This is a genomic window from Flavobacterium sp. IB48 (assembly GCF_016405855.1).
GTDB classification, from domain to species: domain Bacteria; phylum Bacteroidota; class Bacteroidia; order Flavobacteriales; family Flavobacteriaceae; genus Flavobacterium; species Flavobacterium ginsengisoli.
This window is the reverse complement of the sequence record NZ_JAEFCA010000001.1, coordinates 571828-587815: the sequence shown is the minus strand read 5'-3', so window position 1 is coordinate 587815 and position 15988 is coordinate 571828. Positions and strand designations below refer to the sequence as shown.

The following is a 15988-nucleotide window of genomic DNA, read 5'->3' as shown; positions in this document are numbered from 1 at the left end:
ATCTGTAAATTCTTGTTAATTAAATAAAATAGAATTTTTGAATTTCTCTAATTCTCCATTATTAAATAAAACAGGCCCGTGACCAAAACAAAGTATTTTTGGTTTTAGCGAAGCCAATTTTAGAATGGATTTTCTATTGGTTTCTTTGTCAGCAGTAAACAAATGTGGTGGTTCATGTAAACCGACTTTTGTAGTTAAAAGGTTCATATTGGTCATCACATCTCCAACAATTAAAACACGATCTTTTTCTCTGAAAAAAGAGATATGTCCGCTTGAATGTCCTGGAGTTTCGATAACTGTGAATCCACCAATTTGATCGCCTTCTTTTAAGATTTGAGAAACTGGATGTCCTTTTCCTGCCCAAAAGTTCTTCTGAAATTTTGAAATAAAATGATTCGGATTTGAGTATTCTGTAATTACATTTCCGTTTTCGGCAAATTCTTTTTCAGGTTCGCTACATAAAAGCGGAATATTCAAGGTTTCACAGATTACTTTACTGCTTCCCTGATGATCGGCGTGGGCGTGCGTTAAGGCGTGTTTGGTTACCGTTTTGTTTTTTAAAGTTTTTAAAATTGTATTTGCTGAAGTTCGAATTCCTGCATCAATTAAAACATCTTCAATTACATAACAATTAATGGCATTTCTTGGAAATAAAGGGATTTGGTAAACGTCTTGGGCAATATTCTTCATCTTTTTCAAATTTTATTTTGACAAAGATTTGAATTCCATTTTTCAATCCACTTGATAAATGTTAAGAAATGTCTTGACGGATTCTGCTTAAAGATTCTGGAGTAATTCCCAGAAAAGAAGCGATATAAATTAAAGGTGTTCGCTGAATTATTTTGGCTGGAGCCGAAGTTAAAAAAGTCTGGTATTTTTCTTTGGCAGGAATCATTTGGAGTTTTAAAACACGATCGGCCATACATAGGTAATTCTGTTCGGCAAGAATTCTTCCGATACGTTCCCAATTTGGAATTTCGTTATACAAAAACTGCATTTTTTCGAAAGTAATCGAAAGCACTTCGCAATCTTCAATACATTGAATACTTTCAAAAGAAACCGATTGATTTATAAAACTGGAATACGAAGCGATAAAACCCTCATCACAGCTTAAATAAGTGGTAATTTCTTTTCCGTCTTTCAGATAATAAACTCGTGCTAATCCTTCAACAATAAAGAAAATCTTGTTGCTGATTTTTCCCATTGAAGAAAGATATTCTTTGGCCGTGATTTTTTCGTATTCAAAACAAGAAGCAATTGTTTCGATTTCATTTTCAGAAAAAGAGACAATTGCTGTAATCTGTTTTTGTAATGAAGAATATTTTTTTGTCAATTATATTAATAATAGTTTTTATGGAATACTTATTTTTTCTATTGCCCATTCTTTGGCTAAACCTGCTCCCGTTGCTTTTACTATTACAAATAAATTATTTCCTGTAGAATTACTAAACACAAAAAATGGTTCGGCATCATAAAATACTTTATCTGATTCATTTTTAGAAACGAGAAATTGCTCTAATGTTATTTTGTTTTTAAGAGCAAGATCTAAGTCATTATATACATAAATGTATGGAAGTTTCTTTTGATTCCAATTATCAGATACTAGTAGTAGATAGATATTGTTTTTTACTGATGAATGATCTAACCATTCAATAGGTGTGTATGGGTTTGTTTCAGTATTGATTGTACCGTTATATATCATATCCTGGCTTCTAAGTTCGGAAGTTTTAAAAACAGTTTTTCCTCTCGTAAATATTCTATTCCCATCTTCAGAAAACCATAGATTTCCGTTCATAATATAATCTCCATGATAAGGAGAATCGTAGCTATATTCTGCATTTCCATTTTGAATGTCATATTTCTCTATATCCATTGGAGACAAATTGTTTTCTGCACCATATATATATTTGCCTGACGGATGTAATCGTGCTTTATTTCCTTCGTAAATTTTTTCACCAACATGCTCATATTCATTATCGGTTGTCAAGCTTAAATTTATTGATCTTATAAAAGTCGATTGACCTTTGGCAGGGAAAACATACGCCCATTTATTGTTTCCAAGTACAATATCATATGCGTAACAAGATACTGGATATGTTTTTATAATAGTTTTGTTGGTTAGATTGATATAAGAAATATATCGATCATGTCCGGTTACTGCAGTTTTTCCATCAGGAGATATTGAGACACATGTTGGGGCATATGGTAAAGTTATACTTTCAATTAAACCTGTATTTGTTGATAAAATATTTACAGCAGAAGGACTTGCGGAGACATATACAAGCTGATTGGTAACTTTAGAAAATTCTGCATCAACAACATCAGAATTTAAAGTTACTTTCTGCTCTACAAAATTGGTTACACTTACAACTATAGAATCTTTTTTATTATTGATATTTATATATAATTTTGAATAAGATTTGCCATTTGGTAAGTTTTGTTTATCAACAGTAACCGTAATTTCATCATGATTTAGTGAAGTTACAGCTCCTTCTTTTTTAGAAAGCTCGACATAGTTTTTTGAACTTGTTATAGTGTAATTTAAAGCTGTTTCTCCTTGATTTTCAATATTAAGGACAAGTTTGTTATTGAAAATAGTAAAATTTAATGTGTCTGGTACTGAATAATTTGCTTCTTTGTTTTTTTCGTTTGAATCATTATTAGAACATCCAACAATGGTTGACAATATTATTAATGATAAAATAATTTTTTTCATAATTTTTAATAGTGTTTTAGAACTATAGTATAATGGAAATAATTAAGAGGTTTTAATTAAAAGAAATAGTGATTAATTAATATTGATTTTTTGAATTGCCCATTCATTAACCAAATCAGAATCAAGTGCCTTTGTTATTACAAATAGATTTTTTCCAGTTGAGTTGCTAAAAGCAAAATAAGGCATAGCATCAAAAGTTTCTACATTGTTTCTTCCCGTTTGATTGGAATATTTTTCCAATTCAAGTTTATTTACATAACTAAGATCTGCATCGTTAAAAACATAAATGCTATTCGATTTAATTAAATTCCATTGATCGCCACTTGAAAAGATTACATATAATTTTCCTTTTAAAGAAGAATGATCAAGCCAATCAATCTTATAATTATTTTCTGAAGGAATTCTGCCATTATATGCCCCATCTAAACTATTAAGTTCAGAGGTTTTTAAAACACTTCTTTCTCTAGTAAAAAGTCTATCGCCGTTTTCTGAAAACCATATGCTTGGAATAGTGTAGTTTTCTTCTTCAAAGTTAGATTCGTATCTATCATCAATATCTCCATTTTTAATTGTTAGACGTTGAACTTGTCCTCTTGATAGTGGACTTTGCATGTAAATATAATTACCTGAAGGATGTAACCTTCCTTTAGCTCCAGCGTGTAATTGATTGTATATACTTATGGGCATTTCATAATTATATTCCAAATTCATGTTAACACTTTTTATGTATGTCCATTGATCTTTTTCTGGAAAAACATACGCCCATCTATTTTTTCCAAGAACAATATCAAGTGCAGAGCAAGAAATGTTGTAGGTTTGGATTATGGATGGATTTTTTAAATTAACATGTGTGATGTGGCCATCATGACCTACAACAGCTGTATTGCCATCTTGCGAAATAGAAATACATGTTGGGGCATAAGCCAATGAAATTTTTTGAAATGTTTCGGTGTTGGAGTTAAAAATGTTTACTTGAGAAGGATTTGATGAGATAAAGACTAATTGATCTGTCTTTTTGGAATATTCAGCATCTATAACATTCGTCTTTAATATTATTTTTTCGTCTTTATTTTTTGGAGAATCGTTGTCGTTTTCACAACTATAAATTGTAAACAAAAGTATAGCTGCTAATAATATTTTTTGCATTTTTTTTGTAAGTTTTGCCCTGTTTTTGGAGGCAAATATATACAAGTCTTTTGTAAATAACTATAGAATTGCAATTAATTCAGAGGCATTATTAATAACCGCTTTTGCTCCACTGTTTTTCAATTCATCTTCGGTTCTGTAGCCCCAAGTAACGCCAACAGGAAACATATTAGCGTTTACTGCCGTTTTCATATCAATATCAGAATCGCCTACAAACAGGATTTCTTCTGGTTTTAAATTCCATTTTTTGCTAATCTCAATCGCCTCAAACGGATTTGGTTTTTTAAGTTCTTCTGTGCTTAAACCAACCGCAATATCAAATTGTTTTGGGAATATTTCTGATGCTATTTTCTTCGTTAATTCATCGGCTTTGTTGGAGAAAACAGCCATTTTGATATTTTGTGAAGTCAGGTTTTCTAATAACTCTACAATTCCGTCATAAGGTTTTGTTTTGAGCGTACAGATTTTAGTGTATTCATCGACCATACATTCAAAACAACTTTCGATTTCGTCATCAGAATTGTTTGTGGCTGGCAATGCTTTGCTTACTAAATTTCGTAAACCACTTCCGATAAAATATTGGTAAGTGTCGTAATCATGTGTTGGGTAACTTAGAGCGGTAAGCACTTTGTTCATCGCATCTGAAATGTCATGTAATGAATCTACTAGCGTTCCGTCTAAATCAAAAATAATTCCTTTAAATTTCATTTTATATTAAATATTTTGAGCCAGAATGAACCCGCTTGTCCAGGCATTCTGAAAATTAAATCCGCCTGTAATAGCGTCGATGTTTACAATTTCACCAGCAAAATAAAGGTTTTCGTGAATTTTGCTTTCCATGGTTTTAAAGTTGATTTCCTTTAAATCGATTCCGCCTGCCGTTACAAATTCTTCCTTAAAAGTACTTTTTCCGTTTACTTTAAATTCAGCTTTTGTTAATTGTGAAGCTAGGTTTTGCAATTGGTTTTTAGATAAATCTGCCCATTTCGTTTCAGAATCAATCCCCGAAGCTAGAACCAAACTTTCCCACAAACGATTCGGAAAGTCAAAAGGAGATTTTTTAGAAACGGCTTTTTTAGCGTGTTCTTGTTTTAAATCTTTTAGGACTTTTTCTGCATCTTCAAAATCAACATCATTTAACCAATTCACAAAAATGGTAAATTGATAATTTTTGTCGTGCAGAATGCGTGCGCCCCAAGCCGAAAGTTTCAGAATTGCAGGTCCGCTCATTCCCCAATGTGTAATTAACAAAGGTCCTGTCGATTCTAGTTTCGTCTCTTTTACATTTACGGTAACTTGTGCTGCAACTCCTGGTAATTCTTTAATTCTAGAATCTTTGATATTGAAAGTAAATAGGGAAGGAACGGGGCTTACAATTGCGTGTCCGTGTTCCTGAAGCATTTCCCAGATTTTGGGATTACTTCCCGTTGCCATTACTAATTTTTCGGCAGCATAATTATCAGTTTGTGTATCAATTTTCCAATGATTTTCTTTTTTGAAAATGGATTGTACACTTTGTCCTGTCAAAACTTTTATGCCTAATTTTTCAGTTGCTTTTAAGAAGCAATCGATAATAGTTTGTGAAGAGTTTGAAACCGGAAACATTCTTCCGTCTTCTTCAATTTTTAATTCTACGCCATGTTTCTCGAACCATTCAATTGTATCACCCGAACAAAATTGGTGAAATGGCCCACGAAGTTCTTTTTCGCCACGAGGATAAAATTTAACCAACTCGTTTGGTTCAAAACAAGCGTGCGTGACATTGCATCTTCCTCCTCCGGAAACACGGACTTTAGAAAGCACTTCTTTTCCTCTTTCTAAAATAGCAATTTTCAGTTTCGGATTTTTCTCTGCAATATTAATTGCGGTAAAAAAACCTGCAGCGCCTCCGCCAACAATTATTATGTCGAAATTTTTGATCATATTTTTTTGAGTTGCCACAAATTACACGAATTGGCACTAATTTTTTTTCTTGCCACAGATTACACAGATTAAAAGGATTTTTTCTTTCGCCACGAATTACACTAATTTCCGCGAATTATTTTAGGATGATAAATTTGTGTCAATTCGTGAAATTCGTGGCAAACAAATCTGTGTTAATCTGCGTAATCTGTGGCTATTTATATTTTGTCTGGATTATCAGAGATAATTCCGTTTACTTGATAACTTTTTACTTTTTGAATGTCTTCTTCTGTGTTTACTGTCCAAGGTAAAACCAGAAATCCTTTTTCCTGCATTTGTTGCACATTTTCGTTATTCAATAAATTAAAATCAGGATGTATGGCTTTTGCTTTTATTTTTTCGGCGAAAGCCAAAGCGGTTTCAACATTTTCTTCTGTTAAAACACCAATCGGAATATTTGGATTTAGGTTTGATGTTTCCTCCAACATATTCCATTCGAAACTTGAAATGATAAAATGATTGTAATTCCAGTCTTTTTTTGAAATATATTCTTCAATTAAGCTGACAACTTTCGGTGCAGTTCCTAAGCCTTTTAATTCGATATTGATCAGGCATTTTTTGTCAACCAAATCAAAAACTTCGATTAAAGTTGGGATTTGGTATTTTCCATCAATTAAAAATGATTCTAATTCTGCTAGAGTAAAATCACCCACTAAACCTTTTCCATTGGTTGTTCTGTCGATGGTTTCATCGTGAATTACGATGATATGCCCATCAGAGCTTAATTGAACATCAAGTTCAATTCCGTCTGAATTTAGGTTTAATGCTTTTTGGAAAGCTTGTAAAGTATTTTCGGGTTCGTAGGCTTTGGCACCTCGATGTGCAATCTTTAAAACATTCATTTTATAAAGGTTCAGAGTTGCAAAGGTACAAAGGAGCAAAGGAAAAATAATAGCCACAGATTAAAAGGATTAAAGTGATTTTTAAATCCGTGGTAAATTATGTCTCTCGCAGATTTTGCAGATTCGGCAGATTGCTTTTAAATTATCTGCTCAATTTCCTAAATCTGCGAGAGAAAAGTATTTTAAATCTCTTCTAATAAAACAATATCAAAATCATTGTCAATAATCACTTTTCCATCAATAACTTCAACTTCTTGATTTGAGTAATTATCTTTTAATTTAGTTCCGTTTGGAAAGACGTCGCCAACAGGAAGTTCTTTTCTGCCTTTTGGTAAATCTACTCCCATCACTACTTTATCTGTAAAAGAGCCTTTTGTAAACGTTCTGGAAAAAGTATAAGGATACGGATTAATCAATTTGTGAACACCAGCACCAACAGCAGGGTGATTTCGTCTAAACTGACCTAATTTTTGCCAATGTAAAAGTGTTTTTTGTGTTTCAGGATTGTTCTGAATATCCTCCCAATTCATATTAGAACGTAAAGTGGCATCGCCCTGAGTTCCTTCGACAACTAAAGATCGTGCCGATTCATCTCCATAATAAACCTGAGACATTCCAGGAGAAAGCAGTAGTTTGTTTGCTGTTTCAATGCTTTTTGTTCTGTTGGCATCAAAAGGCTGTCCGTCGTCGTGAGAAGACATATAATTAAGGACAGAATATCCTTTTAAGTCATTGTTAAGTGCATTCGAATATTTAGAAAATAAACCTTCGTAATCGTTTTGTGCTGCATTCCATTTAAACTCAAAATTGATCATGCTGTTGAAACCATTTTGAAAATAATTGACTTTTCGATCTCCAAAATCATAATCCTGACCACCGCTGATTCCGTAACCGTAAACTTCGGCAATCGTGTAAAACGGATTTTGGTCTAAAACCTGCATTGGATGATGTTTTTTCCAGGTTTCAAATGCATAATCGCATTCTTTTTTAAAATCTGCCCAAACGTTTTCGTCGGTATGTTTTACAGTATCTCCTCGGTAACCATCAATTCCAAATTCTAAAATGTAATCTGTAAGCCATTTAATGATGTAATATTTTGGTGTTCTTGGATAATTTGTTCTTTTGAAAAATTCATCCAAAGAAGATACTTCTTTTTCGTAACGACCTTCTTTTTTCCATTTTTCAATTAAAAAAGGAGGGAGCGCTACTTCCTGAGTACTTTCTGTTCTTACATCTGGAAGATTTTCTACCAAAGTACACATCGTTGTATTTTCGAATGATTTATAATCGCAGACAACGCCGGTTCTTACCCAGTCAGAAGGCCAAACGGGATCTTCGGGAGTTACTGGTCCGGTATGATTAATTACGCCATCCAGAATGATTCTGATGCCTTTTTCGTGTGCTTTTTTTACCAAATTGGCTAAATCTTCTTTGGTTCCAAAGTTTGGGTCTAAAGCTGTCCAATCTTTTGCCCAATAGCCGTGAAAACCGTAGCTAAGTCCAGTTCCCTCATCAACGCCGTCGTGAATTTGCTCGACAATCGGCGTAAGCCAAATGGCATTGATTCCTAATTTTTCAAAATATCCTGATTCGATTTTTTTAGTGATTCCGATGATGTCACCGCCTTCAAATCCGCGAAGTTTTCCGGGAGTTTTGGTTCGGTTAAAATTAACATCGTTTGAAGTATCTCCGTTGTAAAAACGATCTGTAAGTAAAAAATAAACATTTGCTCCTTCCCAAACGAAAGGTGTTTTCGAAGTATTATTCATTGTAACTGATTTTGAGCCAGAACAACTCATTATTAAGTATACTAAAGATAGATAAAGGAAAGTGTATTTTTTCATTATTTAAGAGTTTTTTAGATAAACATCATGTTGAAAAAAATAGCCACAGATTACACAGATTAAAATGATTTTTTTCTTTTGCCACGAATTACACGAATCTCCACGAATTAATTTATCATATTTAAATTTGTGAAAATTTGTGAAATTCGTGGCAAACAAATCTGTGCTAATCTTTATAATCTGTGGCAAAAAGATACTGCGAACTTCGCGGTTAAGCTTTATTCTAATTCTAAAACTAAAGCTGATTTTGGTTCTAATGTAATTTCAGAAGCTAAATCGAATGTTTTTCCTGTGATAACATCTTTACCAGATTTGTAGTTTTTGATGCTTTCTTTAAAACGGTTTGTTTTTACAACCTGTTCTTTTGCATTGTTATTGAAAACTACCATTACGGTTTTAGCATCAGTATATCTGAAATATACATACGTGTTATTTTCTGGAATGTAATGCGTCATTTTTCCGAAATGAACCGCTTCGTTTGATTTTCTCCAGTTGAATAATTTCGAACTGAAATCAAAATAAGCTGCTTGTTCTGGAGTTCTTCCTTCTTTTGTAAAAGCATTGTTTTTGTCGCCAATCCAACCGCCTGGGAAATCTTGACGAATATCGGCATCGCCGCCTTTGCCTTTATCTCCACCCATTCCGATTTCTGAACCGTAATAGATTTGCGGAATTCCACGAACTGTTGCTAACAAAGTCATCGCCAGTTTGTATTTTGGTAAATCATATTTGAACTTTTCGTTCATACGATCTGTATCATGATTTTCGGAAAAAATCAAAATGTTATTGGTATTTGGATATAAAAAATCCATTGCAAAATTGTTGTAGAATTTAATCAATCCGCTGTCCCAGTTTGGTTCATCTTCACTGAAAGCAGAAGTGATTTGGCTTTGAAGCGTAAAATCCATTACAGAAGGAAGGTTTGAATTGTAGTTTTCAATAGCTCCAATTTTACTGTCTTTTTGCCAAAAAGCTAAATTCGCTTGATTGTGCATCCAGATTTCACCTACAATATTAAAGTTCGGATATTCATCTGTAATAGATTTTGCCCAATTTGCCATGGCAGTTTTATCTGAATAGTTGTAAGTATCTACTCTAAACCCATCAAGATTAGCAAATTCAATCCACCAAATAGCATTTTGCGTTAAGTATTTTGCAACAAGAGGATTTCTAAGATTCAAATCTGGCATTGAAGGAACAAACCAGCCATCAACACAAACTTCCTGATCTATTTTTGAAGCGTGAATATCGGTTATTACCTCTCGTCTGTGATGCGTTTGCGTGAAAGTTTCGAATTGATTGAACCATGTTTTGGTTGGAATATCTTTCATCATCCAATGCGTAATTCCCCAGTGATTGGTTACATAATCCATAACCAGTTTCATGTTCTTTTTGTGCATTTCTGCCGATAAACGAGCATAATCGTCATTAGTTCCGTAACGCGGATCAATTTTATAAACATCCGACTGTCCGTAAGTATGATACGAATGCTGTTTGTCGTTATCTTCGCATAAAGGCGTGCTCCAAATTGTAGTTGCGCCAAGAGACGAAATATAATCTAAGTTTTTAATGATTCCTTCGATATCGCCACCGTGACGTCCGCTTGGATCTTGACGGTTTCCTTTTTCAGTTAAAGAAGCGTCGCTGTCGTTTTTCGGATTTCCGTTAGCAAAACGATCCGGCATGATTAGATAAATCAGGTCAGAGGCATCGTAGCTCTTTCTTTCTGCAGAATTGGCTCTTCTTTCTTTTAGAGCATATTTTTGTTTAAAGGAAACTTTATTATTGTTTTTGAAGGAGAAAGTTAGTTCAGAAGCTTTTACGTCTTTGGTATCGATGGTTACGAAAAGATAGTTTGGGTTTTCTGTTTTTTCTACATTTTTGATCGCAACATTGTTTGAAACCGAAGCTTCATATTGTGCAATATTTTTTCCGTAGAACATAATCTGCAGTTCTGAATTTTTCATTCCTGCGTACCAAAATGGTGGTTCTACTTTTTGGATTTGCGCTTTCGCGGAAGCGGAAAACAACAGAACCAAAAGGATTAGTTTATAGAGATGTGATGTTTTTTGGTTTTTCATAGTTTGTATTTTTTATTTCTTCTGTTCAAGCATCCATTTATATATTTCAGGTTTTGTTTCGTATAAATACTGAATTTCATGACCTTCATTTTCTAAACGGGTAAACTTGAAATTGTTTTTGGTTTCGCACGACTCAAGGCCTTTCGCAATTCTCTCCGTTTCACTAAATGGAATTTTATCATCGGCTGTGCCATGAAAAGCCCAAACAGGAATTTTACTGAGATTGCAGACTCTCGTTAGATCACTGTCGTTAATTCCTCCACAAAATGCAACAACAGCTGCAAATGTATCAGGAAAATCTAAAGCGGTAATATAAGCTCCATAACCGCCCATGCTAATGCCGGTTATGTAAATTCTACTTTTATCTATTCTATACTTTGATTCTAAATCGGCATATAATGTTTCGAACCAATTTTCTGTTGACCAGTATTTATTGTCGGGACATTGAGGCGAGGCAATTATAAAATCAAAATCCTGACCTTTTTCTACTAAATAGGGAAGACCGTAGACTTTTAGTTTATTCAGATCATTCCCTTTTTGCGAACCACCATGTAAATAAATTACTAGTGGATATTTTTTGGTTCCTTTGGCATAGTCTTTTGGCAAATACAAAAGATAATCATAAGATGCTTTTGTTTTGGTTTGGGAATATGTATTAAATCCAAAAATGGTAAAAAGGAAAATCAAGAAATTAAGTTTGAAGCGCATATTAAATTTATCTAGAGATGAAGAAAATAGTTACCTCAAATTTAATTTCTTAATTTGAATTTATAGTAAAAAGACAAGTAATCTATGGGGGAAATTACTTGTCTTTTAAAAAATTACTTAGTTTCAATAATGCTTATCGCATAACCTCCTCCAGGAGCAGAAAACTGGGATAATTTTGATTTATTGGTTACAGCAATTTTCTTGATAATATAAGCTTGCGGATTAGTTTTGTAATGCGCATCTTTTGCGTCAGCATAAATTGTTGCAGTATATTTTTTACCTTTTTCAAGGAAACTGAAATCGATGTTTGACGTGCGAGGAGTTTCTCCGTTTACGTTTCCAACGAACCAGTTGTTTGTTCCTTTTGCTTTACGCGCAACTGTGATAAAATCTCCTGGCTCAGCTTCAATATATTTACTTTCAGACCAATCAACAGCCACATCTTTAATGAATTGAAATGCATCTGGAAAACGGTTGTAGTTTTCTGGAGTATCAGCTGCCATTTGTAATGGGCTGTACATTGTTACGTATAAAGCCAATTGATTACAGATCGTGCTGTTTACATGTGATTTGTTATCAGGATTCATTTTACTGATATCCATTTCAAAGATTCCAGGAGTATAATCCATTGGACCACCGATTAAACGTGTAAAAGGTAAAACCGTAACGTGATTTGGTTTAGAACCTCCAAAAGCTTGGTATTCTGTTCCTCTTGCTGCTTCGTTTCCAATTAAGTTAGGATACGTTCTTGCAATTCCCGTTGGGCGAACTGCTTCGTGAGCGTTCACCATAATTTTGTAATCAGCTGCTTTTTCTATAGCGTATTGATAGTGGTTTACAATCCATTGGCTGTAGTGGTTTTCGCCTCTTGGTAAAATATCACCTACGTAACCGCTTTTTACAGCATCGTATCCGTTATCGTTCATGAATTTGTAAGCAGCGTCCATGTGGCGCTCGTAGTTACGAACAGATCCTGAAGTTTCGTGGTGCATGATGATTTTTACGCCTTTAGATTTTGCATATTCGTGTAAACCTTTTACATCAAAATCTGGGTAAGGAGTTAAGAAATCAAAAACATAATCTTTTGAGTGACCGAACCAGTCTTCCCAGCCTTCATTCCATCCTTCAACTAAAACAGCATCGAAACCATTTGCAGCAGCGAAGTCAATGTATTTTTTTACATTAGCATTGTTAGCTCCGTGAGTTCCGTTTGGTTTTGCTTTTGAGAAATCAGAAACTCCTAACTGAACAGTTGGAAAATCGTTTGTGTATGACCAAGTGCTTTTTCCTGTGATCATTTCCCACCAAACACCAACATATTTTACTGGCTTAATCCAAGAAGTATTTTCAATTTTTGATGGATCATTTAAGTTGTAAGTCATTTTTGAAGCTAAGATTTCTCTAGCATCATCGCTCACGATAATCGTTCTCCAAGGAGAGTGATTTGGCGCTTGCATATGTCCTTTATCTCCTTTTGCATCTGGCGTTAGCCAAGATTCGAAAACCAAGTTTTTATCATCTAAATTTAAGTGCATACAAGAATAGTCAATCAAAGCCGCTTCGTGCAAGTTGATGTAGATTCCGTCAGCAGTTTTTAACATCAAAGAAGTTTGAACTCCTGTTGGTGAAAAAGATTTTTGAGAAACGTTTGCTGTATATGCTTTCTCAGATAAACCTCTAATTTCAGATAATTTAGATTTTGTATAATCGTATTCCTGTGTGTCATAATCTCCTGGAATCCAGAAAGCAGTATGATCTCCAGTCATTGCAAATTGAGATCTTTCTTCTTTAATTACAAAGTAAGTTAGATTCTTTTGTGCTGGAAACTCATATCGGAATCCTAAACCGTCATCAAATAAACGGAAACGGATTACGATTTGTCTGTCTGTTCCTTTTTGGTTTAAAGTCACAGCCAATTCATTATAATGATTTCTGATGTGATCTACTTCTCCCCAAACTGGTTTCCAAGTTTCATCAAAAGTTGAGGTTTTAGTGTCAGCAATTGTAAAGTCGTTCAATAAAGATTTTTTATCATCTTTAAGTTCAAGACCCAATTTACTGGTTTTTACAACTTCTTTGTTTTTGTATTTTAAATTGTACGTTGGAGTTCCGTCGTTTTGAAGAGAAAATTCCATTACGAACTTTCCTTCGGGTGATTTTAATTGTTGTGCTTCTGCAATTGAGCTAAAAGCAAACAAGATTAAACTTGCGAAAAATAAGTTTTTCATGTTTTTTTGATTTTTAGATGTATTGTAATTTATTTTATTTGTACAAATTTACTTGCAATTACAGGATTTCCATTTACGATAATTGTTAAATCTTGATCGCCGTCTACAGTAAAAGTTGTTTCGTTATGATTTACAGCTACTTTTAAAATTTGGTTTCTGAAATTAATTTTAAAAGAGTAACCATTCCATTCTTTCGGAATTTTTGGAGAGAAATGCAATTGGTCATTTTTAACACGCATTCCTCCAAAGCCTTCCACGATACTCATCCATGTACCGGCCATTGACGTGATATGACAACCTTCTTCCACTTCTTTATTATAGTCGTCCAAATCTAAACGAGAAGTTCTTAAATAAAATGTATATGCCATGTCCATTTTATCTAAAGCTGCAGCCTGAATCGAGTGAACGCAAGGAGAAAGTGAACTTTCATGAACCGTAAATGATTCATAGAATTCGAAATTGCGTTTTAATTCTTCTTTAGAAAAATGATCTTCGAAGAAATAAAAACCTTGTAAAACGTCAGCCTGTTTGATGTAAGGTGAACGCAATACGCGATCCCAAGACCATTTTTGGTTAATTGGGCGCTGTGATTTATCTAAATCTTTTACTGGAACTAAATCTTTGTCTAAGAATCCGTCTTGCTGTAAATAGATGCCAAGTTCTTGAGAAATTGGAAAGTACATATCATCAGCTACTTTTTTCCATTCCTGAATTTCATTCGCCGAAAGGCTCACTTTATCCATCACTCTTTTGTGATCTGCAGGATATTCTGAAGCTACTTTTTCGATTTGTTCAGCAGCAAAATCAATACACCATTTTGCAATATAATTGGTATAGAAATTATTGTTGATGTTGTTTTCGTATTCGTTTGGTCCTGTAACACCAAGAATTACATATTGATTTTTATCTTTTGAGAAAGAAGCTCTTTGGTGCCAGAAACGCGCAATTCCGATTAAAACTTCTAAACCTTTTTCTGGAATATAAGAGTAATCGCCCGTGTAACGGTTGTAATTGTAAATCGCAAAAGCAATCGCTCCATTTCTGTGGATTTCTTCGTGTGTGATTTCCCATTCGTTGTGGCATTCTTCACCGTTCATGGTAACCATTGGATACAACGCTGCACCGTTTTTGAAACCTAAATTATCTTTAGCATTTTCAATCGCTTTGTCTAATTGATTGTAACGATAAGTCAGTAAGTTTCTTGCGACCTGCTGGTCTTTCGTAGCCATGTAAAACGGAATACAATAAGCCTCAGTATCCCAATAAGTCGATCCGCCGTATTTTTCTCCAGTGAAACCTTTTGGTCCAATGTTCAAACGAGAATCTTTTCCTGAATAGGTTTGGTTTAATTGGAAAATGTTGAAACGAATTCCCTGTTGCGCTTTTACGTCGCCTTCAATAGTAATATCTGACATTTCCCAGATTTTTGCCCAAGCATCAATTTGGTTTTGAAGCAAAGCATCATATCCTAAAGCAACTGCCGATTTGATTACTTTTTCGGCACCAGCCAAAGTATTTTCGTGGTTTAAAGAAACCGTATAACCTCCAATTTTTTGAATTGTTGAGGTTTGTCCTTTTGCAATTATAGTTCCGTAAGTATATTGAACTTTATCGACAGTTGAATCGATTGTTGAAGGCGAAATATTTGCATTTTCACCATTAGCAAAAATCGTATTGTGCATGAAAGTTGTAACCTTAAAATGCGTTTTGAAAGTCTGAGCTGTTACAAAAGCTTCGTTTGTTCCCTTTTTAACTTCAAGCGGTTCCCAGAATTTCTCTTCCCAGTTGGCATCTTCATTGGTTACACCAGCATCAACGTAAGGTTTGTAAACGATTTTTGCATCTTTATTTAAAGGCGTAATATCGTATTTGATAACTCCAGCTTCGTCTAAATCTAATGAAAGAAAACGACGAATGTTTACTGCGATTTCAGTTCCGTTTTTAAGAATAGCTTCAAAAGAACGATTGTACCATCCTTCTTTCATGTTCAATTCTCTGCGGAAATTTCTAACTTCTTTACAATTATGTAAATCAAGATTTTCTTCGTTGACTTCAATATCAATTCCAATCCAGTTTGGAGCATTTAAAACTTTAGCGAAATATTTCGGATAACCGTTTTTCCACCAGCCCACTTTTGTTTTGTCTGGGTAATAAATCCCTGCAATATAACTTCCTTGGAAAGTTTCTCCAGAATATGTTTCTTCAAAATTCGCACGTTGTCCCATAGCACCGTTTCCGATACTAAAAAGACTTTCAGACGATTTTACTCTTTCGACATCAAATCCTTCTTCTATTATGGACCAATTGTCTGGTTTTATATAATCTTGATTCATTTTTTCTTTAAATTAGAAAATACGGCAATTAAGGGAATTAGATAATTGCCTTGGTTCTTATTAACTTTTTTACATTCATTTGAGTAATTGAGGTATTAGAATATCTGTCAGTGAGATCATTATCTCAT

12 protein-coding genes are annotated in these 15988 nt (G+C 33.9%); all 12 read right to left on the bottom strand.

The window, feature by feature from the left end:
- Nucleotides 1–15: 15 nt before the first annotated feature.
- The 12 genes from JC605_RS02545 to JC605_RS02490 all read right to left on the bottom strand — a co-directional run bounded on the left by JC605_RS02545 (nucleotide 16) and on the right by JC605_RS02490 (nucleotide 15860).
- On the bottom strand, nucleotides 16–690 hold the full coding sequence (locus JC605_RS02545) for an MBL fold metallo-hydrolase (protein WP_198854734.1): 675 nt from the start codon (nucleotides 688–690) through the stop codon (nucleotides 16–18).
- 61 nt (nucleotides 691–751) lie between these two features.
- Nucleotides 752–1333 (bottom strand): Crp/Fnr family transcriptional regulator, encoded by a 582-nt coding sequence (locus JC605_RS02540; protein WP_198854733.1) that lies wholly within the window; start codon nucleotides 1331–1333, stop codon nucleotides 752–754.
- An 18-nt stretch (nucleotides 1334–1351) separates the two neighbouring features.
- Nucleotides 1352–2716, bottom strand: a complete 1365-nt coding sequence (locus JC605_RS02535) for a YncE family protein (RefSeq protein WP_198854732.1) — start codon at nucleotides 2714–2716, stop codon at nucleotides 1352–1354.
- Nucleotides 2717–2788: 72 nt separating this feature from the next.
- The gene (locus tag JC605_RS02530; RefSeq protein ID WP_198854731.1) at nucleotides 2789–3862 is read right to left on the bottom strand and encodes a hypothetical protein; all 1074 of its coding nucleotides are present in this window, start codon (nucleotides 3860–3862) and stop codon (nucleotides 2789–2791) included.
- A 60-nt stretch (nucleotides 3863–3922) separates the two neighbouring features.
- Entirely contained in the window at nucleotides 3923–4570 is a 648-nt protein-coding gene (locus tag JC605_RS02525; RefSeq protein WP_198854730.1) for an HAD family hydrolase, read from the bottom strand.
- A 6-nt stretch (nucleotides 4571–4576) separates the two neighbouring features.
- Complete coding sequence (locus JC605_RS02520; protein WP_198854729.1) at nucleotides 4577–5785, bottom strand: NAD(P)/FAD-dependent oxidoreductase; 1209 nt, start codon at nucleotides 5783–5785, stop codon at nucleotides 4577–4579.
- Nucleotides 5786–5982: 197 nt separating this feature from the next.
- Complete coding sequence (locus JC605_RS02515) at nucleotides 5983–6666, bottom strand: glycerophosphodiester phosphodiesterase family protein (RefSeq protein ID WP_198854728.1); 684 nt, start codon at nucleotides 6664–6666, stop codon at nucleotides 5983–5985.
- A gap of 182 nt (nucleotides 6667–6848) precedes the next feature.
- Entirely contained in the window at nucleotides 6849–8510 is a 1662-nt protein-coding gene (locus JC605_RS02510; protein WP_198854727.1) for an alpha-amylase family glycosyl hydrolase, read from the bottom strand.
- A gap of 218 nt (nucleotides 8511–8728) precedes the next feature.
- Nucleotides 8729–10591, bottom strand: coding sequence for a glycoside hydrolase family 13 protein (locus tag JC605_RS02505; protein WP_198854726.1), 1863 nt, complete (start codon nucleotides 10589–10591; stop codon nucleotides 8729–8731).
- A gap of 12 nt (nucleotides 10592–10603) precedes the next feature.
- On the bottom strand, nucleotides 10604–11299 hold the full coding sequence (locus JC605_RS02500; RefSeq protein WP_198854725.1) for a prolyl oligopeptidase family serine peptidase: 696 nt from the start codon (nucleotides 11297–11299) through the stop codon (nucleotides 10604–10606).
- A gap of 113 nt (nucleotides 11300–11412) precedes the next feature.
- Nucleotides 11413–13527: a glycoside hydrolase family 97 protein gene (locus JC605_RS02495; RefSeq protein ID WP_198854724.1), complete on the bottom strand. Its 2115-nt coding sequence runs from the start codon at nucleotides 13525–13527 to the stop codon at nucleotides 11413–11415.
- A gap of 29 nt (nucleotides 13528–13556) precedes the next feature.
- A complete protein-coding gene (locus tag JC605_RS02490; protein ID WP_198854723.1) occupies nucleotides 13557–15860 on the bottom strand; it encodes a glycoside hydrolase family 65 protein in 2304 nt (767 codons plus the stop codon).
- Nucleotides 15861–15988 lie beyond the last annotated feature (128 nt).

Excerpts from the sequence above, each read along its gene's own strand:
- JC605_RS02545 (WP_198854734.1), bottom strand. The coding sequence starts at position 690 with ATGAAGAATATTGCCCAAGACGTTTACCAAATCCCTTTATTTCCAAGA.
- JC605_RS02535 (WP_198854732.1), bottom strand. The coding sequence starts at position 2,716 with ATGAAAAAAATTATTTTATCATTAATAATATTGTCAACCATTGTTGGA.
- JC605_RS02530 (WP_198854731.1), bottom strand. The coding sequence starts at position 3,862 with ATGCAAAAAATATTATTAGCAGCTATACTTTTGTTTACAATTTATAGT.
- JC605_RS02525 (WP_198854730.1), bottom strand. The coding sequence starts at position 4,570 with ATGAAATTTAAAGGAATTATTTTTGATTTAGACGGAACGCTAGTAGAT.
- JC605_RS02520 (WP_198854729.1), bottom strand. The coding sequence starts at position 5,785 with ATGATCAAAAATTTCGACATAATAATTGTTGGCGGAGGCGCTGCAGGT.
- JC605_RS02515 (WP_198854728.1), bottom strand. The coding sequence starts at position 6,666 with ATGAATGTTTTAAAGATTGCACATCGAGGTGCCAAAGCCTACGAACCC.
- JC605_RS02510 (WP_198854727.1), bottom strand. The coding sequence starts at position 8,510 with ATGAAAAAATACACTTTCCTTTATCTATCTTTAGTATACTTAATAATG.
- JC605_RS02505 (WP_198854726.1), bottom strand. The coding sequence starts at position 10,591 with ATGAAAAACCAAAAAACATCACATCTCTATAAACTAATCCTTTTGGTT.
- JC605_RS02500 (WP_198854725.1), bottom strand. The coding sequence starts at position 11,299 with ATGCGCTTCAAACTTAATTTCTTGATTTTCCTTTTTACCATTTTTGGA.
- JC605_RS02495 (WP_198854724.1), bottom strand. The coding sequence starts at position 13,527 with ATGAAAAACTTATTTTTCGCAAGTTTAATCTTGTTTGCTTTTAGCTCA.
- JC605_RS02490 (WP_198854723.1), bottom strand. The coding sequence starts at position 15,860 with ATGAATCAAGATTATATAAAACCAGACAATTGGTCCATAATAGAAGAA.